Annotated in this window: 23 protein-coding genes and 1 riboswitch; of the genes, 16 read left to right on the forward strand and 7 right to left on the reverse strand. The window is 66.2% G+C overall.

The genetic code is table 11. The annotated features are described in order from the left end of the window. Positions 1-39: 39 nt before the first annotated feature. Complete coding sequence (locus AAFP05_RS10460) at positions 40-291, reverse strand: PLD nuclease N-terminal domain-containing protein (RefSeq protein ID WP_341729810.1); 252 nt, start codon at positions 289-291, stop codon at positions 40-42. A gap of 26 nt (positions 292-317) precedes the next feature. Here AAFP05_RS10460 and AAFP05_RS10465 point away from each other — a divergent pair, with 26 nt between their 5' ends. The 4 genes from AAFP05_RS10465 (at position 318) to menD (ending at position 5048) form a co-directional block, all read left to right on the forward strand. Next, entirely contained in the window at positions 318-1385 is a 1068-nt protein-coding gene (locus AAFP05_RS10465) for an AMP-binding protein (protein ID WP_341729811.1), read from the forward strand. A 117-nt stretch (positions 1386-1502) separates the two neighbouring features. After that, the gene (locus AAFP05_RS10470; RefSeq protein WP_341729812.1) at positions 1503-2381 is read left to right on the forward strand and encodes a 1,4-dihydroxy-2-naphthoate polyprenyltransferase; all 879 of its coding nucleotides are present in this window, start codon (positions 1503-1505) and stop codon (positions 2379-2381) included. A 1-nt stretch (position 2382) separates the two neighbouring features. Beyond that, positions 2383-3357: an o-succinylbenzoate synthase gene (locus AAFP05_RS10475; protein ID WP_341729813.1), complete on the forward strand. Its 975-nt coding sequence runs from the start codon at positions 2383-2385 to the stop codon at positions 3355-3357. After that, positions 3357-5048 (forward strand): 2-succinyl-5-enolpyruvyl-6-hydroxy-3-cyclohexene-1-carboxylic-acid synthase, encoded by a 1692-nt coding sequence (menD, locus tag AAFP05_RS10480; RefSeq protein WP_341729814.1) that lies wholly within the window; start codon positions 3357-3359, stop codon positions 5046-5048. Before AAFP05_RS10475 ends, menD begins: the two co-directional genes overlap by 1 nt. Here the strand turns inward: menD and AAFP05_RS10485 are convergent. Both AAFP05_RS10485 and AAFP05_RS10490 read right to left on the reverse strand, forming a co-directional pair. After that, on the reverse strand, positions 4983-6887 hold the full coding sequence (locus tag AAFP05_RS10485; protein ID WP_341729815.1) for a TM0106 family RecB-like putative nuclease: 1905 nt from the start codon (positions 6885-6887) through the stop codon (positions 4983-4985). The two genes, menD and AAFP05_RS10485, sit on opposite strands and share 66 nt — an antisense overlap. Further along, on the reverse strand, positions 6833-7477 hold the full coding sequence (locus AAFP05_RS10490) for a class I SAM-dependent methyltransferase (RefSeq protein ID WP_341729831.1): 645 nt from the start codon (positions 7475-7477) through the stop codon (positions 6833-6835). The genes AAFP05_RS10485 and AAFP05_RS10490 overlap by 55 nt, the downstream gene beginning before the upstream one ends. A 135-nt stretch (positions 7478-7612) precedes the next feature. Further along, positions 7613-7738, forward strand: a riboswitch (cobalamin riboswitch). 368 nt (positions 7739-8106) lie between these two features. On the opposite strand from AAFP05_RS10490, the gene AAFP05_RS10495 reads away from it, so the two are divergent. Beyond that, a complete protein-coding gene (locus tag AAFP05_RS10495; protein WP_341729832.1) occupies positions 8107-8796 on the forward strand; it encodes an ABC transporter ATP-binding protein in 690 nt (229 codons plus the stop codon). Then, complete coding sequence (locus AAFP05_RS10500; protein ID WP_341729816.1) at positions 8793-10553, forward strand: DUF6297 family protein; 1761 nt, start codon at positions 8793-8795, stop codon at positions 10551-10553. The genes AAFP05_RS10495 and AAFP05_RS10500 overlap by 4 nt, the downstream gene beginning before the upstream one ends. A 45-nt stretch (positions 10554-10598) precedes the next feature. Here the strand turns inward: AAFP05_RS10500 and AAFP05_RS10505 are convergent, their stop codons facing one another. The 4 genes from AAFP05_RS10505 to AAFP05_RS10520 all read right to left on the reverse strand — a co-directional run bounded on the left by AAFP05_RS10505 (position 10599) and on the right by AAFP05_RS10520 (position 14293). After that, positions 10599-11282, reverse strand: coding sequence for a CE1759 family FMN reductase (locus AAFP05_RS10505; protein ID WP_341729817.1), 684 nt, complete (start codon positions 11280-11282; stop codon positions 10599-10601). Then, a complete protein-coding gene (locus AAFP05_RS10510; RefSeq protein ID WP_341729818.1) occupies positions 11275-11754 on the reverse strand; it encodes a MarR family transcriptional regulator in 480 nt (159 codons plus the stop codon). Before AAFP05_RS10510 ends, AAFP05_RS10505 begins: the two co-directional genes overlap by 8 nt. A 10-nt stretch (positions 11755-11764) precedes the next feature. Next, complete coding sequence (locus AAFP05_RS10515) at positions 11765-12952, reverse strand: LLM class flavin-dependent oxidoreductase (protein ID WP_341729819.1); 1188 nt, start codon at positions 12950-12952, stop codon at positions 11765-11767. Between the two features lie 93 nt (positions 12953-13045). After that, on the reverse strand, positions 13046-14293 hold the full coding sequence (locus AAFP05_RS10520; protein WP_341729820.1) for an isochorismate synthase: 1248 nt from the start codon (positions 14291-14293) through the stop codon (positions 13046-13048). 156 nt (positions 14294-14449) lie between these two features. Between AAFP05_RS10520 and AAFP05_RS10525 the strand changes: the two genes are divergently transcribed. The 10 genes from AAFP05_RS10525 to AAFP05_RS10570 all read left to right on the forward strand — a co-directional run. Continuing rightward, positions 14450-15781 carry a geranylgeranyl reductase family protein gene (locus AAFP05_RS10525; RefSeq protein ID WP_341729821.1) on the forward strand — a complete coding sequence of 444 codons (1332 nt, stop codon included), beginning with the start codon at positions 14450-14452 and terminating at the stop codon, positions 15779-15781. Positions 15782-15870: 89 nt separating this feature from the next. Then, complete coding sequence (locus AAFP05_RS10530) at positions 15871-16230, forward strand: NADH-quinone oxidoreductase subunit A (protein ID WP_341729822.1); 360 nt, start codon at positions 15871-15873, stop codon at positions 16228-16230. 19 nt (positions 16231-16249) lie between these two features. Further along, the gene (locus tag AAFP05_RS10535; RefSeq protein ID WP_341729823.1) at positions 16250-16807 is read left to right on the forward strand and encodes an NADH-quinone oxidoreductase subunit B family protein; all 558 of its coding nucleotides are present in this window, start codon (positions 16250-16252) and stop codon (positions 16805-16807) included. Then, on the forward strand, positions 16804-17634 hold the full coding sequence (locus tag AAFP05_RS10540; RefSeq protein ID WP_341729824.1) for an NADH-quinone oxidoreductase subunit C: 831 nt from the start codon (positions 16804-16806) through the stop codon (positions 17632-17634). Before AAFP05_RS10535 ends, AAFP05_RS10540 begins: the two co-directional genes overlap by 4 nt. After that, the gene (locus tag AAFP05_RS10545; protein ID WP_341729825.1) at positions 17631-19001 is read left to right on the forward strand and encodes an NADH-quinone oxidoreductase subunit D; all 1371 of its coding nucleotides are present in this window, start codon (positions 17631-17633) and stop codon (positions 18999-19001) included. The genes AAFP05_RS10540 and AAFP05_RS10545 overlap by 4 nt, the downstream gene beginning before the upstream one ends. 94 nt (positions 19002-19095) lie before the next feature. After that, positions 19096-19845 (forward strand): NADH-quinone oxidoreductase subunit NuoE, encoded by a 750-nt coding sequence (gene nuoE / locus AAFP05_RS10550; protein ID WP_341729826.1) that lies wholly within the window; start codon positions 19096-19098, stop codon positions 19843-19845. Further along, entirely contained in the window at positions 19835-21175 is a 1341-nt protein-coding gene (gene nuoF, locus AAFP05_RS10555) for an NADH-quinone oxidoreductase subunit NuoF (RefSeq protein ID WP_341729827.1), read from the forward strand. Before nuoE ends, nuoF begins: the two co-directional genes overlap by 11 nt. Then, entirely contained in the window at positions 21172-23592 is a 2421-nt protein-coding gene (locus AAFP05_RS10560) for an NADH-quinone oxidoreductase subunit G (protein ID WP_341729828.1), read from the forward strand. Before nuoF ends, AAFP05_RS10560 begins: the two co-directional genes overlap by 4 nt. Continuing rightward, entirely contained in the window at positions 23589-24935 is a 1347-nt protein-coding gene (gene nuoH, locus AAFP05_RS10565) for an NADH-quinone oxidoreductase subunit NuoH (RefSeq protein ID WP_341729829.1), read from the forward strand. Before AAFP05_RS10560 ends, nuoH begins: the two co-directional genes overlap by 4 nt. Next, on the forward strand, positions 24935-25131 hold a 197-nt coding region (locus tag AAFP05_RS10570; RefSeq protein ID WP_341729830.1), incomplete at its 3' end, for a 4Fe-4S binding protein. The genes nuoH and AAFP05_RS10570, both read left to right, overlap by 1 nt.

A 25131-nucleotide genomic window follows, 5' to 3' on the forward strand; every position in this document is an offset into this window, starting at 1 on the left:
CCCCGGCCGCGCAGGCGACTCACAGACCGCGCAGGCGACTCACAGACCGCGCAGGAAGTCGTCGTCCTCATCGGGCGGGCGCATGACTCGCGGTGGATTGCTGCGTCCGGGAGGCAGCGGACGACCGAAGAAGAGCCAGGCCAGCGGACCGAAGGCGGGAATGAGGATGACTGCGAAGGCCCAGAGCCACTTCGGTGCGCGTCGCACCTCCCAGGCGGGGGCCTGGGCCACCTCGATCGTGCAGTAGATCGTCAATGCGATCAACACGATGATCGGAACAATGCGGGCCATGAGGCCATTCTACCTACCATGGCCTGGTGGCCTTTGACGTGCGTTTGTGTGACCCCGGTGATGTCGGACGACTGTTGCCGCGTGCGCTGAACGGTGAGTTCGTGCTCGCGCCGGTTGCCGGCGAGCGCACCGCCCGGCTGATCGACGCCCGTGTGCCGGTCACCGAGCCGGACGCCGCCGTCATCGTGACCACCTCCGGATCCACCGGCAACCCCAAACAGGTGGTGCTCTCCGCGTCCGCGATCAGAGCATCGGCGGACGCCTTCCGGGAGCGCTTCGGGGCTTTCAGTTGGACGTGCGTGCTAGGCACCCAATACGTCGCGGGCCTGATGGTGCAGGCACGCGACCTGCTCGATCGTCCGCACGCCGCCGGACGCAGAGCAATCTCGATCGTGCCCACCCAGCTGATCCGGGCGCTGCGCGATCGATCCTCGACCGCAGAACTCGGCGCCTTTGATGCAGTGCTGGTCGGCGGGGCAGCGGCCGATCCGACTCTGATCGAGCAGGCACGATCCGCTGGCATCCGGGTGCTGACCAGCTATGGCATGAGCGAGACCTGCGGCGGGGTCGCCTTCGACGCCGTCCCGCTGCTCGGCGCCGATATCGCGATCGCGGACGACAGCAGGGTCAGCATCGGCGGCCCGATGCTCTTCTCCGGCTACCGGATGAATCCGGAACTGACGGCCAAGACCCTCGTTGGGGGCCGGCTGCTGACCAGCGACCGTGGCGAATGGACGACCGGCGCCGACGACCGGCCGCGGCTGCGGATCCTCGGGCGCATCGACGATGTCATCATCTCGGGCGGGGTCAATGTCGATCTGGCCGAGTTGCAGCGGGTGATCGATGCCCGCGTCCGGCGTTCTGCTGTCGTGGTCGGGGTGCCTGATGCCGAGTGGGGGACCCGCATCGTGCTTGCGAGCACTAGCGACGAGGCGAGCCTTGATCAGTGGCGCGACGAACTGCGTCCCCACGTTGCCCCGGCCGCGTTGCCCCGGCAGCTGCTGGTGGTCGACGACTTCCCGCGTACTCACTCGGGAAAGCTCGACCGCCAGCGGCTCATCGACCAGGCTTGTCAGCACAGCGAGTCGGGTTAGAACATGGCAAGATGGGGTGTCCGGGCGCCCGAAGCGCGCCCCGAGTGCCGAAACCGGCCAGCGGCGGTTCAGGCCGGCCGTCGCAGCGCAGACCAGGCCGACTAGGGGGAATCGAACGTGGCGAGTGTCGCCGAGTGGGTCGAGGGCGCACGTCTGCGGACGCTACCTGCCGCTGTCTCGCCGGTGCTGGCGGGCGCCGGAATCGCGGTCTTCGAGCACGGCTTCAGCCCCGTCCGCACGATCTTGGCCGGGCTGGTCGCTCTCGCGCTCCAGGTCGGCGTCAACTACGCCAATGACTACTCCGACGGCGTCCGCGGCACCGACGCCCAGCGGGTCGGGCCGCAACGCCTGGTCGGCTCTGGTGCGGCACGGCCCGGTCAGGTCAAGGCGGCCGCCTTCGGCTGCTTCGGCCTGGCAGGCGTCTTTGGGCTGATCCTGGTGGCGTTGGCCGGCCAATGGTGGCTGATCGCCGTCGGCATCGCCTGCATGCTGGCCGCCTGGTACTACACCGGCGGTGAGCATCCATACGGCTACCTGGGACTCGGCGAGGTCTTCGTCTTCGTCTTCTTCGGCCTGGTCGCCACCGTTGGCACCGGCTACGTCCAGCTCGGCCGCGCGCCCTGGCCGTCCTGGACGATCGCGGTCGGCATGGGTGCGATCGCCTGCCAGGTGCTGGTCTGCAACAACCTGCGCGACATCGTCAACGACACCGCGGCAGGCAAGCGCACCCTCGAAACCAGGCTGGGGGATCGCGGCAGCCGGCTTTTCTACGCCGTGCTCGGCGTGATCGCGGTTCTCGCGGTGATCGTCACAGCCGCCGGCACGACCTGGTGGGCGCTGGGTGGCCTGGCGATGCTGATCTTCCTGGTGCCCGCGAGCCGCCACGTGCTCGGCGGTGGCCAGGGGATGACATTGGTACGCACACTGAAATACACCGGCTTCGCAGAGTTGGCCGGTGGCTTGGGCATCTTCATCGGAATGCTGATCGGAGCCTGACATGTTCGCCGGAATCTTCGACGAGGTCGTCGTCTTCAGTATCGATATGCGAGTGCGCTTCCGCGATATCACCGTCCGCGAAGGGATGCTGCTGCGCCGCGGCGACCGCTGGAGCGAGTGGAGTCCCTTCCTCGAATACCCGGAGCCCGAGGCAGCCGGCTGGCTGAAGGCCGCACTGGAGGCCGACGAGCCGCCGATCAGGCGCGAGCGCATCCCGGTGAATGTCACCGTCCCGGTCGTCTCGCCGCGGCGCGCCGCCGACCTCGTCCGCAGTTCGGGCTGCCGCACCGCCAAGGTCAAGGTGGCCGACCCGAACTCCTGTCTGGAGGATGATCTCGCCAGGTTGGCGTCGGTGCGTTCGGCCCTAGGCGACGAAGGCCAGCTCAGGGTGGATGCGAACGGTGCCTGGAGCGTCGACCGAGCCGAACGCGCGCTGATCGCGATGGCAGCCTACGACCTGCAATACGCCGAGCAGCCGTGCAGGAGCGTGCACGAGCTGGCCCAGCTACGCACGCGGCTGCGCGACGCCGGCCTCGATCTGCGGATCGCCGCGGACGAGTCGATCCGCCGCGCCGACGACCCCTACCGGGTCGCCGAACTCGGTGCCGCCGATGTCGTGGTCTTGAAGAACCAGCCATTGGGCGGCTGGCGGCACTGCGTCGAACTCGCCACCAACCTGCGACTCCCGGCGGTGATCAGCTCCGCGCTGGAGACCAGCGTCGGCATCTGGGAGGGGCTGCGGAGTGCGGCGGCTCTGCCGGTTCTCGACCTGGCCTGCGGCCTGAACACGGTCAAGATGCTCGCCGACGATGTCGTGGACGACAGGCTCACCGCAATCGACGGCTACCTCGAGGTGGGACCCCGTCCGGTGCCCTCTCCCGCCGCGCTGGCCCGCGTCCGCGCAGACGCCCACCGGCAGGCCTGGTGGCACGACCGCCTGAACCGCTGCCTCGAGCTGGCGTTGGACTCCGACTGATGAGTTCAACCCGATTGGGGGGTGCGATCGCCGATGGACTGGCCCGCGCCGGCATCGCGCACGTGGTGGTCTGTCCCGGCTCGCGCAGCACCGCAGTTGCCCTGGCCATGGCCGGTCTCGCCGGCGAGGGCAGGATTCGGCTGCACACCCGAACCGATGAGCGGGCCGGAGGATTCCTGGCTCTAGGACTCGCCCGGGCCGCCGGAGCGGCAGCGATCGTGGTGACCTCCGGAACCGCGGTCGGCAATCTGATGCCGGCGGTCATGGAGGCCCGCGCGTCGGGCGTGCCGCTGGTGGTCATCACAGCCGATCGTCCGGCCACCCTGGTGGGCACCGGCGCCAATCAGACCACCCATCAAACCGGCATCTTCGGTCGGCACGTTGTCGACGGTCTCACCCTGGCGAGTACCGACGATGCACCCAAGGCCTGGGCTGCCCAGCTGGCTCGGGTCCTCGCGTCCGGGCTCGGCCTGCGTACCCGGGAGCCGGGTCCGGTACACATCAACGCCGCGTTCACCGAGCCATTCATCGCCGATGCTGTGGCTGGCCGAGATGCTGTGGCTGGCCGAGATGCTTTGACTGGCAAGGATGCTTCGGATGGACGAGATGCCGCAGATGGCCAAGCCATCGAGGACGAACGGGCAGCACGCCGGCCGGTGACCATCGCCCGCTCGCGTCCGTCCGAGGCGGTCCGGCTCCCGGCCGGTCCGAGAACGGTGATCCTGGCCGGGGACGCACCGGCTCAGGTCGGGCAACGCGCCCGCGCCGTCGCCGAATCGGCCCGGGTGCCGCTGCTCGCCGAGCCGTCCAGCAACGCCCGGGCCGGCGGCTGCGCGATCGCCCGCTACCGGCTGTTGCTCGACTCCGCGCTGGGCGAGCGTATCGAACGGGTCGTGGTCTACGGTCATCCGACCTTGTCGAGGCCGGTATCCCGGTTGATGGCCAGGGACGACATCGAGCTCATCGTGGTCAGCGACCGCGCAAGCTGGCCCGATCCTGGTTGGAGCGCCACCCAGGTTTGCGACGATGTCCAACTGTCCGCGGACGAGTCCGGCTGGCTGGACGAGTGGCTGCTGGCAGATCGTCAGCCGGACGAGTCGGCACCCTGGGGCGAGATGCCGGCGGCCTCGTCCGCCGCGGTGTTGAGCGGGCAGACGGTCGCCGATGCGGTGCTCGCCTCATGCCCGCAGAACCTGGTCTTCGGCGCCTCCAACCTGATTCGCAACGCCGACCTGTCTGCTATTGCCGATTCGCCGGCGGCCACCGCGCAGTCAGCCGAGCGACCGCGGACGATCTGCTGGGCGAACCGGGGGCTGGCAGGCATCGACGGAGTGATCTCGACCGCCAGCGGCATCGCGTTGGGAACCGGCCGTCCCACCACCGTGCTGATCGGCGATCTGGGTTTCTTGCACGATGCCGGCTCGCTGCATCTGCCCGTCGGTCAGCCGGTACCCGACCTACGCATCGTGGTCGCCGACGACAACGGCGGCAGCATCTTCTCGACGCTCGAGGTAGCCGGTTCGCCCGGCTATGAGCAGCTCTTCGCGATGCCGCACGGACGCGATCTGGCCGGTATCGCTGCCGGATACGGTTGGCCCACCCACCGCATCTCCAATCTCGGGCAGCTAGTCGACCATCTCGGCCGGCCGGTGCGCGGTATCGAAGTCCTGGTTGCCGTGCTGGGTGCGTAGCCAGGCGCGCAGCGCCGCCGTCGCGCGCACGTCGTCCTCGTTGTAGTCGAGGACCCGCTGCCGGGCGTCCTCGCGGCTCCGAGTGTCCGCCCCGTGCGCCGCCTCGGCGAACCAGCTCTGCGAATTGAGCCCGCCAGGCGAATCGTCCCGCCAGCTGAAACCCGCTCCCGACGTGGCGACCTTCTTCAGGCCGAGCCCATGCAGGCCGAAGAAATGCTTCTTGACGATGCTGAACAGATCGACGTGAGCGCCGCGCAGTAGGTCGGAGGCCTGTCGCAACGCCTGTTTCCCGGAGGCCTGGACAAGTTTGTGAAGATGCACCATCTCGTAATCCGAGTAGTGATAGACCCGGGTCGCCGGATCGTCGGTCAGCATCGACGTCAGCCAACTCATCGCGCGGGTGGCCAGTTCGATCTCGCCAGCGGCGTCCAGGTCGCAGAACTCTCCGAACCACTGGTAGCGACCCGCGTGCCAGTCACCGGCGGGCGCCACCCAGAAGCCCCAGAGATAGATCCGGTCGTCCGCCGAGGTCTCGATATCCCAATCGATCTCGATCCCGGACGATGGCAGCCCGATCGCTCCTCGAGTTGTGCGCTCCAGGTCGACTCCCCGGGAGATCATCCGCGCCCGGCGGGCGGCCAGCGCGATCCGCTGGTCCGCATGATCGCGGTGCCGTACCTCCGGCAGATAGCGGGGCAGCAGTGCCTCCAGGTCGGTGGTCGCCAGGTCGTGGACGCTCTGGATGCCCAGGCTGCGCAGCACGCTCACCTCGCGCACGTCGAGCGGGGACTTGTCGATGCGCACCGACAGATCATCGGTGCCCATGATCGGGGCGCAGACCCCCCACCACTGGCATGAGCTGCACTCGCGGACGACGATCGGCTTGACCATCGGCCCGACATTCGATTGGCCGCGCGCGCGCTCGCGGGCGGCCCTGGCCAAGTTGACCCGGAACCCGTGCTCATGGTCGTAGCGCTCAAGCGGGGAACGCAGCCTCCACCCGGAGTCCGAGGTCCGCGAGAAGGTGCGGATCTGCTTGCGGGTTAGCTCGACCCAGGCGACCGCTCGGAGGCCCGACGAACCGGGTCCGCTCGACAGGCCCAACGCGGGCTCGCCGGCTCGCTCGCCCTCGGTGAAGAAGGTGCGGCGCACCGAGTCGGTGCCGATGATGCCCGCCGTCGGCTCCCCCGCCGATTGCCAGCCGGCCGCTTCCAGAAGCCGCCAGAAATGCGCCAGCTGGAGTTGGTCGTTCTCGCGTCCGGTGCGCAGCCGGGCGTCGGCCATGTCGATCCGGGCACCGGGCCACGGCCGGGACAACGGGCTGCAGGACAGCTGATGGGGTCGGCTATGGCGCTCCAGCATGCGCTTGGCCTTCACCTGGACGGGCAGATAGCCGGGCACCGAATCGCTGTGGTCGTCACCGCGCAGCAGCACCGACGGGCTACCGATACGGTGTCCCTCGTAGTCGATGGGAAGTTTCGGGGCGATGATCAGCGGTACGCCGCGGGCCACCGCGTCGCGGGTGGCGTCCTGGATGACCGGCAGGTCTTCCGCGGCGAGCAGTCGCAGGTCGAGTGCACCATCGATCGCGGCGAGCCGGTCGAGGGCCTGGTCGATGATCTCCCGGCTGTTGAAACGTTCGGCTTGCGCCTCACTGCTGGCGCGCACCGCCGCCAGCGCGCTGCGGTCGGGCAGCGAAACCGATGTATCGAAATGGTTCTGCACCTTCACCGGGCAGCGGATGGCCGCATATGAGTCGAGCAGAACCGGATCGTCCGGCAGGCTCACTTCGCCCAGCCGCGATGCATGGCGACGATGCCACCGGTCAGGTTCTTCCATTGAACCCGCTGCCAGCCTGTCTGCCACATCATGTCTGCCAGCTCCTGCTGGCCGGGCCAGGCCAGGATCGACTCGACCAGGTAGTCATAGGCCGGCGCGTTCGACGAGACCGCACGGAAGCGGGGCATGACATGGTGCATGTACCAGCGGTAGGTCGCGCGGAACGGCGTCCAGACCGGGGTGCTGAATTCGCAGACCACGATTCGTCCGCCCGGTTTGGTGACACGCAAGAGTTCGGCAAGCCCGGCGCGGGTGTCTTGCACGTTGCGTAGTCCGTAGCTGATGGTGACTGCATCGAAGCTGTCGTCGGCGAACGGCAACGCCAGTGCATCGCCCGCCGCGAACCGCAGATCGGGAAAGCGGCGGCGTCCCTCGCTGAGCATGCCCAGCGAAAGATCGGTCGGGAAGGCGATGGCGCCGGCCTTGGCCAGCGGCTCGGACGATGTTCCGGTGCCCGCGGCCAGGTCGAGGATGCGTTCGCCCGGCTTGGGTGCGATGGCGTCGATCACGGCCTTGCGCCAGAATCTGACCTGGCCGAAGGTCATCAGGTCGTTCATCAGGTCGTAACGGCGTGCAACGTCGTCGAACATGCCGGCTACGTCGCCGGGCTGCTTATCGAGATCCGCTCGCTTTGGCACCCCCCTACCTTGCCACAGTCGGACGCGCCGGCGCGCGGGTGATCTCAGCCTCGCTGTGCGAGCGGCGCGGACGCCTGAGCGGCGGGGACGGCAATGGGCTGCTATGCTGGCCACAATCCGCGTGGAGAACCGGGCGAAAATCCCGGGCTGACCCGCAACCGTTACTGATCGAAAGATCAGGAGCCGGACCGAAGCGTGGAGCTAAGAAACACAACCGTCTCGTCGCGGCAATGCGAGACTGGGTAAGCCTCTCCTCAGGCTCCCCGCAACGCAATGCTGCGCAAGGCTCGGGAACCGAGAGGCATCAAGATGCGTAGTCCCACTAGCGTCCTTCGTGCTAGCACGCCGCCTGCTTGTCTATCGTTCCCTTCCGCCTCCTTCGCGAATCCACGGTCGCGCTGAGGGGCTTCAAGCAGGGCCTGGCATCTTGATAGATGGGTTTCCCTCCCAAATAATCCATCGCCACCACGCTCCGAGATGCCAGGTCCTGCTTCTTCTCTTGAGGGTCCTATGCTCGCCGAATCCTCATCGGGCGTCCAGCAATAGCCCTGGTGCGAAGCGGGTTGGACGACGAGGTCACAATGGAGGCCATGGCCAAGCGCGAGACGGTCCTCAAGGTGACCGACCTAACCAAGAAATATGGCGATCATGTGATCGTCGATCGGTTCAACCTCAACGTGAGCTCGGGTGAGGCCGTGGCATTGACCGGACGCAACGGCTCCGGCAAGTCCACCGTGTTGCGGTGCATCATCGGCGCCGACCGGCCCAGTGACGGACGCGTGGAGGCGTTCGGACGCAAGGTCAGCGAGACCGATCCGGCTTTCCGGCGCGATGTCGCCACCGTCGTGGACGACCTCGACTTCTTCCCCGACCTGTCGGTCGTCGAGCATCTCGATCTGCTCGCGCGGGCGCATGGCCTGGCCGACCCGGACTCCCTGGTGGACGAGGTACTCGACGAGGTACAGCTCGTGCCGCAGTCATCCCAGTTGCCCGGTACGTTGTCGAGCGGCCAACGGCGGCGGCTCGCGCTGGCGACCGCGTTGGTGCGGCCGCGCAAGCTGCTGGTGATGGACGAACCCGAGCAGCGCCTGGATGTCGAGGGTATCGCGTGGCTCGGCGCGCGCCTGAAGCACGAGATGAACAAGGGCCTGGCGATCGTCATGGCCAGCCATGAGCCGACGCTTGTGAACGCTCTGGGCGCCCGGATAGTGCGGCTCGGCGGTGCTGCCGACGTCAGCGAATCGAAGGCCGAACCGGAGTACGAGTTGTGAGTCGCACGAGTAAGAGGAATCGGCGTCAATCGAAGCCGAAAGAGCAACAGCCCAGCCCAGAAGCCGTTGCCGCGCCGGTATCGGCCCCCGAAGCGGTGGCTTACGAGCGCGACACGCCTTTCTGCGATGTCGAGGAGTTCGACGCCGGGATAGCCGACGAGCGGCAGCTCAAGCTGCTGATGAAGGACTGGCGCAAGGGCAGGGCCACCCGCACCATCTGGGACATGATCACCGACGGGTACGTGATGATCTTCTCGCTGGTGGTCATCGTCGCGATGATCGTGAGCGGCATCATGTCGGTTCAGCAATCTGCGGCGGGCTGCAGCACATCGGGCTGCCTGACAGCGCGCGGGCTGCTGCCGTGGCTGGTGCTCTCGGCGCTGGTCGTCGCCGGTGTCAGCGTCTCCCGGATCTTCGGACCGGTCATCGCCTCGGCAGCCGAGGGGTTCTGGCTACTGGACGCGCCCGTGCGGCGCAGCCGGCTGCTCAAGCGGCGGCTATGGGCGGTGGTGATCGGAGCCGGTCTGATCGGCGTCCTGCTCGGCGGCGGAATCACCATGATGACGGGCCTCAGTTGGGCATCCATCGCCACCTGGGCCGCCGCGGTGGGCCTTGCGGCCGCTGCCGTGGTGGCGTTGGCCGCTATCGAGCAGGCCGCCGAGCGGACGACCGTGCTGGCCGTTGTACAGGCACTGATCGCGGTCGTAGCGACCGCAGTGCTGCTCGCGATGATCGCGGTCGCCTCCGACTGGATCAGCCTTCCGATCGATCCCGGGCACACCGAAGAGTTCGGCATCGTGGTGCTCGCAATGGCCGGCGTGCTGGCAATCGTCTTCTCCGTGTTCGCCCGCCGCAGCCTGCACAACGTGCGGCGGGCCCGCCTGGTCTCCGGCGGCGACCTGCTCTCGGGCATGCAGGGTGCGATGTTCGCTCTCGACTTCGGGCTGATGCGCGACATCGTGGTGAACCGTCGCTGGCTGTCCAGGGGACATGTCAACCCGGCCAAGGGGCGATCCTCTGGCCGCAATGCCCTGATCTGGCGCGAGATCGAGCGCGTGGCGCGGAATCCGCGCAATGTGCTCGTCCTGCTGATCAGCGCCGTGGTTCCCTATGCGCTGCTGTCGCTCGGGCTGGGTAACCTCACCCCGGCGGTGTCGGCGATCGTGCTGATGGTCGTGATGGTGCCGTTCTTCGACTCGTTGCGAGTGTTGACCCGCACCCGGGGTCTGGCTCGGGCGTTCCCGATGTCGACCTCGGAATTGAACGGTGCGATGACGATGGTCCCCGCGGGGCTGGCGATCCTCTGGGCGATCGCGGCTGGCCCGGCGTTCGTGCTGATCGGGCCGGACGCGGTGACGCCGACGGCGCTGGGTGAGGGCATGATGAAGGGCCTCATCACCGCGATCGCCGGCTACATCGCCGCGATGCGCTGGGTGACGGCCAAGTCGGCCGACTACTCGAGCCCGATGGTCGCGACCGGCTTCGGTGCGATGCCGCCAGGCCTGATGTTCAACCTGATGCGTGGCTTCGATGTGATCGCGCTGATCACTTTGCCGGTGCTGGTCGGCTGGAGCCCGTGGATCTCGATCGTGATCGCGGTCGTCTGCTATCTGGTGCTGCGCTCGGGCGGAATCAACACCCAGGACCTGATGGAGCAGAACGCGGAGGCGCAGCGCCAGCTGGCTACTGCCCGCGACGGCAGCTCGTCCGGTGGCCAGCGGGAGAAGGTCAGCTACACCCGGACGGCTAAGCGCTGAACGGGGTCCTCGGAGGCTGATCCCGGGTGAGCCCGCAGACGGTGGCTAACCGCGGCTACCGGCCGACCCGCCGGTAGCGAGCCGCATCAGATCGGTGTTCAGGTCGATGTCTAGCTCGGTGCCGCCGGCACTGCCAAAGCCGTGCTGATAGTTGTGCCAGGACTCGTCCTTGATCTTGCGCGAGAATCCGCTTTGCATGAGCATGAGGACTTCGACGGCCGCCCGATCGATGTGCGAGCCGAGTTGAGTGGAGTTCCAGTCCTCGCTGGCGGCGAAGACGGAGGTCGGCACCGGCAGCGTGCGCAGGTAGGCGAACAGGGCGCGCAGCTGGTCATCGATCACCAGCGCGTGGCGAGCCGACCCTGCGGTTGCGGCCAGCACGACCGGCTTACCGATCAGCAGGTCGTCGTCGAGCACCTGGAAGAACGAAGTGAACAGGCCACTGGCGCCGGCCTTGTAGACCGGCGTGCTGACGACCAGCCCGTCGGCGGCCCCCAGCACCTCGACCGCGCGAGTCAGTCCCGGGCCGAACAGACCCGAGGTGATGGCAGTCGTGACCTCGGTGGCCAGGGCACGCAGATCGATGACTTCGGCCCTCAGCCGCGCGCCGGCGCGGCCGGCCTGTTCGTCGATGCGTGCGGTGATGCGGTCGGCCAGCATCCGGGTGGACGACGGGTCGCTGGTGCCGCCGCTGACCACGGCAAGGCGATACACAGTGGGTTCAGTCATGGGGATCCTGTCTGCTATTCGTGTGGTGCCTCTTGGTGGAGGCTGTGGCCAATGCCGCGCACAGTCGCTCCAGTTCGCGCTGCTCGTCCGGCGTCAAACTCCCGGCGACCAACTGAGCTACCGTGGCGGCGTGCTTGATACCGATTCGGTGCTGAGCTGCGCGTCCGGACTCGGTGAGCGTCAACTGCACCGAGCGTCCGTCTGAGGGATCACGCTGACGGACGATGAGTCCGCGGCCGATCAGCCGCTCGACCAACCGGGACAAGGCCGGTTGACTGAGCAGCACGTGCCGGTTCAGGTCGGCGAGGCGTTGTGGACGTTCGCACTTCGACAGCGTGTAGATGACGTCGTATTCGCGCATCGTCAATTCGTCCCAGATTTCGTCGGCAACGAGTTCTCGCATCATCTCCGCATGGGCGGTGAGCAGAGATTCCCACGCGTCGTTGGCCAGCTGCTGGTCGGACCGGTTCATCAGCGATCACTCAGAACAGATCGGGGTAGGACACCCGGTCGGATTCGGAGTCTTGATAGGGCGAACCGCCAGTGACGTTGTCTCCGCGATTGGCGTTCGGACGCGGCTGCCGGGCGGGCAGGTCACCATACTTCGCCCTCACCAGCGATTCGTGGGTGGGCGCAGCGGCCGAGTCGGGGTCCTTGCGGGACTCCAGTTCCTTGCGGATCACCGGGATGACCTCTTCGCCGAGCAGATCGAGTTGATCGAGCACGGTCTTCAGCGGCAGCCCCGCATGGTCCATCAAGAACAGCTGGCGTTGATAGTCGCCGAAGGAGTCGTGGAAGCTCAGAGTCTTCTCGATCACCTCGGCCGGGCTGCCCACGCTCAGCGGCGTCATCTGGGTGAACTCCTCAAGCGAGGGCCCGTGGCCATAGACCGGGGCCTCGTCGAAGTAGGGCCGGAATTGGCTGACGGCGTCCTGGGACTTCTTCGCGATATAGGCCTGGCCGCCCAACCCGACGATCGCCTGTCTGCGCGTCCCGTGACCGTAATGCTCGAAACGCTTGCGGTAGAAGTCGATCAGCCGCTTGGAGTGCTCGGTCGGCCAGAAGATGTGGTTCGCGAAGAAGCCGTTGCCGTAGTAGGCGGCCTGTTCGGCGATCTCGGGGGTGCGGATCGAGCCATGCCAGACGAAAGGCGGTACATCGTCGAGCGGACGCGGGGTCGAGGTGAAGCCCTGCAGCGGGGTGCGGAACTCACCCTCCCAGTCGACGACATCCTCGCGCCACAGCCGGTGCAGCAGGTTGAAGTTCTCCAATGCCAGCGGCAGACCCTTGCGGATGTCGGCGCCGAACCAGGGGTAGACCGGTGCGGTATTGCCGCGTCCGAGCATCAGATCCATCCGGCCCCCCGATACGTGCTGCAGCATCGCGTATTCTTCGGCGATCCGTACCGGATCGTTCGTGGTGATCAGGGTCGTGGAAGTCGACACGATCAAGGTCTTGGTGGTCGCGGCGATTGCGGCCAGCAATGTGGTGGGGGACGACGAGAAGAACGGTGGGTTGTGGTGCTCGCCGATAGCGAAGACGTCCATCCCGACCTCTTCGGTCTTCTGGGCGATCTGGATGATGCCCTTGATGCGCTCGGCTTCGCTCGGTGTCGTGCCGGAAACTGGATCGCGCGTGATGTCACTGACCGACATGATCCCGAACTGCATGGCATTCCCTTCGAAAAATGTATGCGTGTGCATGCATCTCAACGCCGTGCAGGGCCCGTTATTCCCGATCAGGGACTGGGTCGAGGAGGAAGACTACGATTTCCCCCGCAGGGCTGCCTTCATCGGAGCGAACTTGGCGTCGGTCTCGACGAGTTCGGCGTGCGCATCGGAGGCGGCCACGATTCCGCCACCGGCATAGAGGCGCATCCGGCTGGGATCTGACCCATTGAGCTGCGCACAGCGCAGGGCGATCGCCCATTCGCCATCGCCCTGAGCATCCATCCACCCGACCGGTCCCGCGAAACGGCCACGGTCTAGCTGCTCGTGGTCGGCGATGAGTTGCCTTGCCACTTCGGTCGGCGATCCGCAGACCGCAGCCGAGGGATGTGCGGCAGCGGCCAGGGCCAAGGTGCTCAGGCCGGGCTCTGAAACCCCGCAGATGTCGGTGGCCAGATGCAGCACGTTCGGCAGACTCAGCACGAACGGTGCCTCGGGCACGTGCATGGCGCGCAGATACGGCCGCAGCGACTCGACGACCGAGTTCACCGCGAAGTAATGCTCATCGAGATCCTTGACCGAGGAGATCAGCTGGGCGGCGCGCTGGGCGTCGTCCACACCCTCGACCCGGGGAACGGTGCCGGCCAGCACTCGCGAGTACGTCAGTCCGTATTCTCGGCGTACCAGCACCTCGGGCGTGGAGCCGACCAGCCCGTCAATCAGGTAGTTCCAGCACGCGCCGTAACTGGCGAGCAATTGGCGCAGTGGCCAGCGTGGATCGATGGGCTGGTCGGCACGGGCCTCCAGATCGCGTGCCAGCACGACCTTGTCGGCTTCGCCGTGCCGGATGCGCGCGGTCATCCCGCGAACCACGCTCATCCATTCGCTCTCCGAGATGTTGCCCGGCCCGAACTGCAGATCGACCGGAGCGCGGGGCCTGTCGTGACGCGGTGGCAGCTGCGGGCTAACCCGGTCGTAGCCGATCTGGGTGAGCCAGCTGTTGCCGTTCCGGCGTCCGACGATGATCTCAGGCACGATCAGTACCGAGGAGTACTCGGTGTGTTGGGGGTCGAAGCAGAACGTCCCGTAGGCGAGCGGCCCGGTGCCGAAGCTGCCGGGCATCTCGGATTCGTTCTCGATCTGGGCGACGGTCTGGCGCCACCAGGTGTCTGCCTCGAGCATCGAATTGCCCTCGTAGCGCGCAACCTCGCCGAGCGCGACGAAGCCTTCGGAGCCGCGCAGGAAGCAGGCGTCTTCGGCGCACAAAAAGTCCGCGAGAGGTCCAGGGTCGTCGATCCACAGCGTGGATGCGTGCAAACGAGATGATCCTGGGTTAACGATCACCAGTAGAGGCTACCCGATGACGAGCGGGACTGGGTGACTCGGTCGGCCTTATCGTGGGCACAACTCTTGAGCCGCAATCCGGTGGATTTGGGTTTAGGTACAAACCGGGGCGCGGGCTAGACTGCCCGAGCAAGTCACAGGTCGAGGAGGTGTGTTATGCCGGAAGCTTCCCGTGGCTCCCAGATCGCTGGACCACGAGCGTCGGCGATAGCGGTTACCGATCCACAAGCCACCCAGGACGCGGATGTCGTGGTGGTCGGCGCCGGGCCGGGTGGTTCGTCAGTGGCGGCATTCCTGGCCCGCCAGGGTCTTGACGTGCTGCTCTTGGAGAAGTCCGGCTTCCCCAGGGACAAGGTCTGCGGTGACGGGCTGACGCCACGCACCGTGCGCATGCTGGGCCGGCTGGGCGTCGACATCAGCCCGTCGTCCGGCTGGGTGCGCAACAAGGGACTACGCATCTACGGCGGACGCGTCGAACCGTTCGAGATGCCATGGCCGCAGCTGACGGCCTTCCCCGACTTCGGGTTGGTCTGCCCGCGTTCGGTCTTCGATGATCTGCTGGCCGGTGTAGCGGTGCAGGCAGGTGCCCGACTGCACACCGGGGTACGGGTCGCCGCGCCGATCGTCGATGATCGCAGCGGACGCGTACTGGGCGTCACCGATGCCCAGGGCCGCGAGTACCGCGCTCCGATCGTGGTCGCCTGCGATGGTGTCTCGTCACGGCTGGCCGAAGCATCCGGACGCCCGCGCCTGGTGAAACGGCCGATGGGTGTGGCGGTGCGCAGCTACTACACCAGTCCCAAGGGCAGCATGGATTGGATCGAGAGCTACCTCGAGCTCTGGGACGGCCTACCTGGCGAGTCGAACCTGCTGCCCGGCTACGGCTGGGTATTCGGGCTTGGTGACGGCGTCGCCAACGTCGGGCTGGGGATGCTTGACTCGAGCAAGGCGTTCGGTAAAACCGACTACCGGCAGCTGATGCGCACCTGGCTCGACAACACCCCGGAAGAATGGGGTTTCCGCGAGGCCAACAGGTTGGAGCCGATTCGCGGCGCCGCACTGCCGATGGCGATCAACCGCAAGGATCTCTACCGCGACGGTCTGATGCTGGTGGGCGACTCGGCGGGCATGGTCAACCCGTTCAACGGCGAGGGCATCTCGTATGCGATGGAGTCGGCCGAGATGGCCGCCCGTGCGATCGTGGACGCCCATGCTCGCGGCTTCGGCACCCCGGGCGCCGAACTGGCCTTCCAGTCGTACAGCAACCAGGTGAAGCAGGCCTGGGGCGGGTACTACCGGCTGGGCACCATCTTCGTCCAGCTCATCGGACGACCCGAGATCATGCATCTATGCGTGACCTACGGCCTGCCCCGCAGGCGTCTGATGCAACTGGTGCACAAACTCCTGGCGCATTTGACCGATGAGCCCGCCGCCGACCTGAATGATCGCGTGATCACACTGCTGTCCAGGATGGCCCCTTCGACGTGACGTGCAGAACGTGATAGGACAGAATGGTTCATGATCACCATTGATGGCTGAACCGGAAGAAATCCAGTAGAAGGAAGGGCGGAGCAGACATGAACCCCTATATTCCCATTGCCGGGATGGTGGTTCTGGCTACGGTGTTCGTGCTCGCGGCGATTCCGCTGAGCACGGTGATCGGGCCCGCCAGATACAACCGCACGAAGTACGACTCCTTCGAGTGCGGACTTCAGGCGACTCCTCAGCCATCAAATGGCGGCCGTTTCTCGGTGAAGTATTACGTAACAGCAATGTTGTTTATTATGTTCGACATTGAGATCGTATTCCTTTATCCGTGGGCGGTCGCTTTTAGCGGATTGGACACCCTCGCGGTCGTGGCGATGATCTTGTTCATCATCACCGTGTTCGTCGCCTACTACTACGACCTGCGTCGTGGTGGCCTGGACTGGGACTGAAAGCGGAAGGGAAGACCTCATGGGTATCGAAGATCACGTTCCGTCGGGCGTCCTGCTCACCACCGTAGAAGCGATCGCCGGATGGACGCGCAAGGCATCCTTCTGGCCACTGACGATGGGCCTGGCGTGCTGCGCCATCGAGATGATGCAGTTCGGTGGCCCGCGTCACGACGGCGGCCGTTGGGGGCAGGAAGTCTTCCGCGCCTCACCGCGTCAGGCCGACCTGATGATCGTCTCCGGCCGGGTGAGCCAGAAGATGGCCCCGGTCGTCCGCCAGCTCTGGGATCAGATGCCAGGCCCCAAGTGGTGCATCTCGATGGGCGTCTGTGCGTCCACCGGTGGCATGTTCAACAACTACGCCCTGGTTCAGGGCGTCGACCACATCGTCCCGGTCGACATGTACATCCCGGGCTGCCCGCCGCGTCCGGACATGTTGATCGACGCAATCTTCAAGCTGCGTGCCAAGGAAGTGCAGTGGGCCCCGATCGGCGCCAATCGCGACAAGGCGATCGCCGAGAAGGAAGCCGCGGCTCTCGAAGCACCGTCACTGCTCGAGCAGAAGGGGCTCATGCGATGAGCGAGAAGAGGCCCGAGGCCAGTGATCCGAAGGTCGTCGGCACCGCGGACAACCCGGTGGCCGGGCCCGAGGAGGTCACCAAGGGTGAACTCGTAGCCGAGGGAACGGGTTCGGCCAGCGAATTGGCCAGCGGCCCGCATGCTCATCTCGACCAGGTGCTGGTGCCGCAGGCGCCGACCGAGGGTCCGGTCATCACTGTCCGCAAGGGTATGTGGGGATCCGGCTCCGGGTCGGGCGACACCAGCGGCTTCTCGGGCATGACCAGGGTCGTCGAACTCGGGGGCAACACGACTCCGCCGTTCGGTGGCTGGTTCGATGACGTCGCCGATCGGATTGCCGAACTGGTGCCGCACTTCGCGTCCAGGGTGATGGTCTGGCGTGGTGAGATCACCTTCGTCGTCCCGCGTTCGAAGCTGCTCGAGGTGGTCAAGGTGCTGCGCGACGATCCGGCGTTGCGCTTCGAGGTGTGTATGAGCGTCTCCGGGGTGCACTATCCGGATATGGCCGGCGAGGAGCTGCACTCGATCTACGAACTGCTCAGCTACACCCACAACCGTCGCATCCGACTCGAAGTGACCTGTCCCGACGGTGATGCCCACATTCCCAGCGTGGCTTCGGTGTATCCGATGGTGAACTTCCACGAACGCGAAACCTGGGACATGTTCGGCATCGTCTACGACGGCCACCCCGCGCTCACCCGCATCCTGATGCCCGACGACTGGGTCGGTCATCCGCAACGCAAGGATTACCCTTTGGGCGGTATTCCGGTCGAATACAAGGGAGCGGTCGTGCCGCCCCCCGACGAGCGCAGGAGCTACCAGGCATGAGCGAGCAGACCAGACGCAGCGCGGGTGTTCCCGGTTCCGAGGATGTCTTCGCGGTACCGGGCGAGCCGATCGCCGATCAGGCATACCTCTCCTCTGGCGCCGACTGGGACCAGATCATCGAATCGCAGCGCGAGCGCGCAGACGAGATCATCGTCGTCAACCTCGGCCCGCAGCACCCCTCCACCCACGGCGTGATGCGTCTGGTGCTGGAGATGGACGGCGAGAACGTCATGAGTTGTCGTCCGGGCATCGGCTTCTTGCACACCGGCATCGAGAAGAATTCCGAGTACCGCACCTGGACGCAAGGCTCCACCTTCTTCACCCGGATGAACTATGTGGCGGGCATCCACAACGAGGCCGCCTATTCGATGGCCGTCGACAAGCTGCTCGACATCACCGACGAGATCCCGCGGCGCGGCAATCAGCTGCGGGTGCTCGCGATGGAGACCAACCGGATCGCCTCCCACCTCACCGCAGTGGGCGCCAACTGCCTGGAGCTCGGTGCCACCTCGCCTCAGGAAGTCGGCTTGCGCGAACGGGAACGCACGCTGGAGTTCACCGAGGCCCTCACCGGCTTGCGGATGAACAACGCCTACATCCGCCCGGGTGGCGTGCAGAACGACATGCCCGACGACGGCATCGACCTGCTGGACGAGCTGATCAAGCAGCTGAAGATCAACGTGCCCGAGATCGCGGCCTTCATGCTCGACAACCCGATCTTCAAGGCCCGCACCCAGCACATCGGGGTGATGGATCTGAGCACCTGCATGATGTTCGGCATGACCGGACCGGTGCTGCGTTCGACCGGCTACCCCTGGGATCTGCGCAAGACCCAGCCGTACCTGGGCTACGACCACTATGACTTCGACGTCTGCACCGAGACCAGTTGCGACGCCTACGGACGCTTCAAGATCCGCTGCGATGAGATGATGCAGTCTCTGCGCATTCTGGAGCAGGTCCGCGATGAACTTGCCGAAAGTCAAGGCGAGCCCTACCGGGTGCAGGATCCTGCGCTCGAATGGCCGAGCGAGTTGACGGTTGGCGCCGACGGCCAGGGCAACTCGAATGAGCACATCAAGCACATCATGGGCGAGTCCATGGAGGCCCTGATCCACCACTTCAAGAAGGTGACCGAAGGCTTCAAGGTCCCGGCCGGCCAGGTCTATGTGGCCATCGAGGGTCCCGCCGGCGAGCTGGGTGTCGACTTGGTGTCCGACGGCGGCACCCGGCCCTACCGTGCGCACATGCGCGATCCAGGCTTCAACCACGTTCAGGCTCTGCCGATCATGTCGGAAGGGGCGATGCTGTCCGACCTGCTGATGGCGCTGGCCAGCATCGATCCGGTGATGGGGGGCGTCGACCGATGACGGGAATCTTCTTGGCCGGCCACCACGCAGACCAGGCGTGGTCCGCGGCACTACGGCCAAACCCATGGGCGCAACCTCTAAGGAGTGAGACTCGATGAGCGGGCACGAGTTCGTCGCGGCTTTCGACGATGCCACGGGCATCGACACCCACGACGATCAGACCAGTATCGGCGACCAGACCATCGCGGAGATGCGTGAGATCATGGCGCGTTATCCCGAGCCTCGCTCGGCCCTGCTTCCGATGCTGCACCTGGTGCAATCGGTCGATGGACGCATCAGCGACGCCGGCGTGAAGATCTGCGCCGATCTGCTCGGCATCTCCACCGCTCAGGTCAACGGGGTGGCCACCTTCTACACCATGTACAAGCGACGCCCGGCCGGCAAGCACCACATCGGTGTGTGCACCACGACGGTCTGCGCGGTGATGGGCGGTGACGTGCTCCTGGACCAGATGAAAGCCAAGCTGGGCATCGACGAGGGCGAAACCACGGCCGACGGCGTGTTCAGCCTCGAGCGTCTGGAATGCAACGCCGCGTGCGACTTCGCGCCGGTGATGATGGTCAACTGGGAGTTCATGGACTCCATGACCCCGGAGAAGGCCGACGCACTGATCGACAACCTGCAGACCGGACGCGAGGTCCGCTCGACCCGCGGTGCCCACATCACCAGCTGGGCAGAGGCCGAGCGGGTGCTGGCAGGATTCCCGGACGGGCTTGCGGACGAAGGACCCACCGCGGGACCGGCGTCGCTGGCGGGCCTGCAGATCGCTCGTGAAAAGGGCTGGACCTCCCCGGTCTCGCCCGCCTCTGCTGCTATCGATGGAGGTGAGCCCGATGAGCGTTGACACCTTGACCCCGACGCTGACCGACAACTGGGATCAGCCCGGGGCCTGGAAGATCGCCAACTACGTGGCCCAGGGTGGCTACGAGGCCGCCCGCAAGTCGGTCGGTATGGACCCGGATGCGATCATCAACCTCGTGAAGGACTCGGGCCTACGTGGCCGTGGCGGCGCGGGCTTCCCGACCGGCGTGAAGTGGAGCTTCATCCCGCAGGCAAACCCCAATCCCAAGTACCTGGTCATCAACTGCGATGAATCCGAGCCTGGTACCTGCAAAGACATGCCGATGCTGATGGCAACCCCGCACACCCTGGTGGAGGGAGTCATCATCAGCTCCTACGCGGTGCGCGCCCATCGCGCCTTCATCTACGTGCGCGGCGAGGTGCTGCACGTGATCCGCCGACTGCAGAAGGCCGTTGCAGACGCCTACGAGGCCGGTTACCTCGGCAAGGGCATCTTCGGCACCGACTACGATCTCGACATCGTGGTGCATGCCGGAGCCGGTGCCTATATCTGCGGCGAGGAGACGGCACTGCTCGACTCGCTCGAGGGGCGTCGTGGCCAGCCAAGGCTGCGTCCGCCGTTCCCGGCCGTCGCCGGCCTGTACGCCTCGCCGACCGTCGTGAACAACGCCGAGTCGATCGCCTCGGTGCCGGCCATCGTGGCCAAGGGTGCCGACTGGTACAAGCTGATGGGCACCGAGAAGTCCGCCGGTTCGACGATCTACTCGGTGTCGGGGCACGTCAAGCGTCCCGGCCAGTACGAGGCCCCGCTGGGCACCACCTACCGGACTCTGCTCGATCTGGCGGGCGGTATCCGCGACGGCCATCAGCTGAAGTTCTTCACGCCGGGCGGCTCGTCCACGCCGATCCTGACTCCCGATCAACTTGACGTCAACCTCGACTACGAGGGCGTCGCGGCGGCCGGATCGATTCTGGGCACCAAGGCGCTGCAGACCTTCGATGAGACGGTCTCGGTGGTTCGCACCACGCTGCGCTGGACGGAGTTCTACAAGCACGAGTCCTGCGGCAAGTGCACGCCCTGCCGCGAGGGCAGCTGGTGGCTGGTGCAGACCCTGCACAACCTGGAGCAGGGCAAGGGCCACGAGGGAGACATCGAGAAGATGCTCGACCTGTGCGACAACGTCACGATGAAGAGCTTCTGCACGCTGGCGGACGGCTTCGTGGCCAACATCACCAGCTCCATCAAGCATTTCCGCGAAGAGTTCGAGGCCGGCTATCACACGCCGGCCTGGGAACTCTTCCCCTATGAGAAGAGCGTCTACTTCCCGTATGAACGCGCGAAGGTCACTGTCAGGCAGGGGGCAGGCGAGTGAGCACCGACGTCAAGAAGCCTGACGCGGAGGTCGCCAAGGCCGACCTCGTGACGGCGACCATCGACGGCATTCAGGTGAGCGTGCCGAAGGGCACGCTGGTCATCCGGGCGGCCGAGCGTCTGGGCATCGAGATTCCGCGGTTCTGCGATCACGAGCTGCTCGATCCGGTCGCGGCCTGCCGTCAGTGCATCGTCGATGTGCCCGATGGCGGCAATGGTCGTCCGATGAAACCGCAGCCCGCATGCGCGCTCGCGGTGATGCCGAACATGGTCGTCCAGACCGCGGCGACCAACGAGAAGGTGGCCAAGCACCAAGAGGGAATGCTGGAATTCCTGCTGATCAACCACCCGCTGGACTGCCCGATCTGTGACAAGGGCGGCGAATGCCCGCTGCAGAACCAGACCATGAGCCATGGCCCGGGCGAGTCGCGCTACGAAGGCCGTAAGCGTACCTATCCGAAGCCGGTGAATATCTCGGCGCAGATCCTGATCGACCGCGAGCGTTGTGTGCTCTGCCAGCGCTGCACCCGATTCGGTGAGCAGATCTCGGGTGACGATTTCATCTCGCTGTCGGAGCGTGGTGCCCTGAGCCAGATCAATATCTACGCGAACAGGCCGTATGAGAGCTACTTCTCGGGCAATATCGTGCAGATCTGCCCGGTCGGTGCCCTTACGAGCGCCGACTACCGCTTCCAGGCTCGGCCATTCGACCTGGTCTCGACCACCACGACCTGCGAGCACTGCGCCAGCGGTTGCGAGTTGCGTTCCGATCACCGGCACTTCCAGGTGAAGCGGCGGCTGGCCGGCGACGATCCCGAGGTCAACGAGCAGTGGAACTGCGACAAGGGGCGCTTCGGCTTCTATTACGGACGCCAGGCCGACCGGCTGACCCACCCGCTGGTGCGTCGCGGTGGCAAACTTGAGCCCGCCAGCTGGCCCGAGGCCATCGACGCCGCGGTCGCCGGTCTGAAGGCCGCCGGGTCGGCGACCGGTGTGCTGACCGGTGGCCGGTTGACCCTGGAGAACGCGTTCGCCTACTCGAAGTTCGCGCGCACGGTGCTGGGTACCAACTCGATTGACTTCCGGACGCGTGCCTACGGCGCCGACGAGGCCGGTTTCCTGGCCGCCGAGGTCACCGGTGCCCCGATGGACGTCACCTTCACCGATCTGGAGAACGCCGGCACGGTCGTGCTGGTCGGCTTCGAACCCGAAGAGGAGTCCTCGGCCGTCTTCCTCAGGTTGCGCAAGGCCAACCGCAAGAACCGCACCAAGGTGCTGGCGGTCGCCCCGTTCCTCACCAACGGCTCGAAGAAGATGGGTGCCACCTTGGTGCCGGCGGCTCCCGGCGACGAACTCAAGGCGCTGGAATCGGTCGCCTCCGATCTCGGCGAGGGCACGATCCTGCTGGTGGGGGAGCGGGCGTCGCTGGTGCCCGGTCTGCTCGCCAAGGTGCGCGAGTACGCGGCCCGTGGCGTGCGCTGGGCCTGGATCCCGCGTCGTGCCGGCGAACTGGCTGCGCTCGAAGCCGGTTGCCTGCCGCAGCTGCTGCCGGGTGGACGCCCGGTCGCCGATGCGTCGGCCCGGGTCGACCTACAGGCAGCCTGGGGTGTCGATCATCTGCCCGAGGGCGACGGCCTGGACGCCGAGGGCATGCTTGCCGCCGCCGCGACCGGCTCGCTGAAGGCCTTGGTCACCGCAGCGGTCGACCTGGCCGATATGGCCGACCCGGAGGCGGCCTACGCCGCGCTGGCCAGTGACGATGTCTTCGTCGTGAGCCTGGAACAGCGCCGCAGCCAGCTGACCGAGGTCGCCGATGTGGTCTTCCCGGTGGCGCTGCTCGAAGAGCAGCTGGGCACCTTCATCAACTGGGAACACCGCGTTCGTCCGGTGAACATCATCAACTCCAAGCCGCAGTCGGTGATGACCGACGTCAGGGTGCTGGCGGCGCTGGCCGATGCGTTCGGTGCCGACCTGGGAATGCGTACTCCGCCACAGGCACGAGCCGCTCACCAGGAGATCAGCGACTGGGAAGGCGCCAAGCCGGCCTTCGTCGCCGCCTGGGCCCAGACGTCCGGAGCGACCGGGGGTGAGGGTCTCAAACTGGCCGGATGGCATCTGGCGATCGACGATTCCAGGTGCCTGGACGGGGCCGAGACGCTCAGGATGGCGGCCCCGGCGGCTCGCGCCCGGATCTCGCGGGCAACCGCGACGGCTCTGGGCATCGCCGATGGCGACCGGGTCGCGATCAGCACCGAGGCGGGCGCGGTCGAGTTGCCGGCGGAGGTCACCACCTCGATGGTGGACGACGTGGTCTGGGCGCCGCTCAACTCGGGCGCCGAATTGCTCCGTACGCTGCATGCCCGCCCGGGCGACCGGGTGCGGCTGGCGGTAGTCAAGACCGCAGGAGGTGCGGCATGACCAGCATGGAAACTATCTTCCTCAACGATCCGTGGTGGATCGTCCTGATCAAGGTGGTGGGCGTCTTCGTCCTGCTGCTGACCTGGACGATCTTCAACGTCTGGTTCGAGCGCCGGGTGCTCGGCAAGATGCAGAACCGCAAGGGCCCGATCATGAACGGCCCGCTCGGTCTCGGCCAGGCGCTGGGCGACGGTGTGAAGCTGCTCATGAAGGAGGACTTCCGCCCGGCCCGCACCGACGCGCTGATCTTCAACATCGCGCCGATGCTGACCGCAGTCGCGGCCTTCAGCTCCTGGGCGGTCATCCCGCTCGGCGGCCCGGTTCGGATGTTCGGCGTCGAGACCCGGCTGCAGTTGACCGATCTGCCGGTCGCCGCCTTGATGGTGATGGCGATCGCGGGCGTCGGCTTCTACGGCTTCGTGCTGGCCGGCTGGTCGTCGAACGGCACCTACTCGCTGCTCGGATCGATGCGCGCGACCGCTCAGGTGATCAGTTACGAGATCGCGATGGGCATGTCGTTGGTCGCGGTCTTCATGTACGCCGGCACCATGTCGACCTCGCAGATCGTTGCGGCCCAGACCGAGCCGATCAGCCTCTTCGGCGCGACCCTGCCGCTGCCCGGCTGGTACGGGCTGCTCCTGCTGCCGAGCTTCGTCATCTACTACATCTCGATGTTCGGCGAGACGAACCGGCAGCCCTTCGATATGCCCGAATGTGAGTCGGAGCTGGTTTCCGGTCACATCACCGACTTCTCGGGTTTCCGCTATGCGCTCTACTTCCTCGCCGAATACATCAACGTGGCGACGGTCTCGGCCGTGTGTGTGACGCTCTTCCTCGGCGGGTATCACGCGCCGTGGCCGCTGAACGGTACCTTCTTGGACCAGGGCTGGTTCGGTCTGCTGTGGTTCGTGCTGAAGGTCCAGATCATCTTCTTCACCGTCTCCTGGGTGCGCGCCGCGGTTCCTCGGGTGCGCTACGACCAGATGATGAAGCTCGGCTGGAAGGTGCTGATCCCGGCGAATCTCGCCTGGATCGTGATGCTCGCCCTGATGCGCGGTGCCTCTGTGCACGGCTGGTGGGCCAGCCCGGTCTTCATCGGGAGCGTGATCGTCTTCCTGGTAGCGATCGTCGCGGTGGTCTGGTTCAGCGGTCCGGCGCCCACCCCGGAACCGGAACCGATCGATCTGGACGCCGAGTTCGATGCATTCGCAGGCGGCTATCCGGTGCCTCCGATGCCCGGCCAGAAACTGATAGGCGCGGTAGTGGCAGGAGGTACCGCCGAGCCTGACTGGGCGACTGCCTCGTCCGCACGGCGTGGGACCTCGAACGGAGCTGAACTGTAATGGGCGCCTGGTCAGGATTCGGCATCACCTTCAGGACGATGTTCCGCAAGACCTTCACGCAGGGCTACCCGCAGAAGGGCCAGGAGAAGATCACTGCGCCGCGCTACCACGGCCGTCACCAGCTCAACCGCTGGCCCGATGGCCTGGAGAAGTGCGTCGGCTGCGAGCTGTGCGCCTGGGCCTGCCCGGCGGACGC

Origin of the sequence: Brooklawnia sp., assembly GCF_032229645.1 — a bacterium.
In the GTDB taxonomy this organism is placed as follows: Bacteria; Actinomycetota; Actinomycetes; order Propionibacteriales; family Propionibacteriaceae; genus Brooklawnia.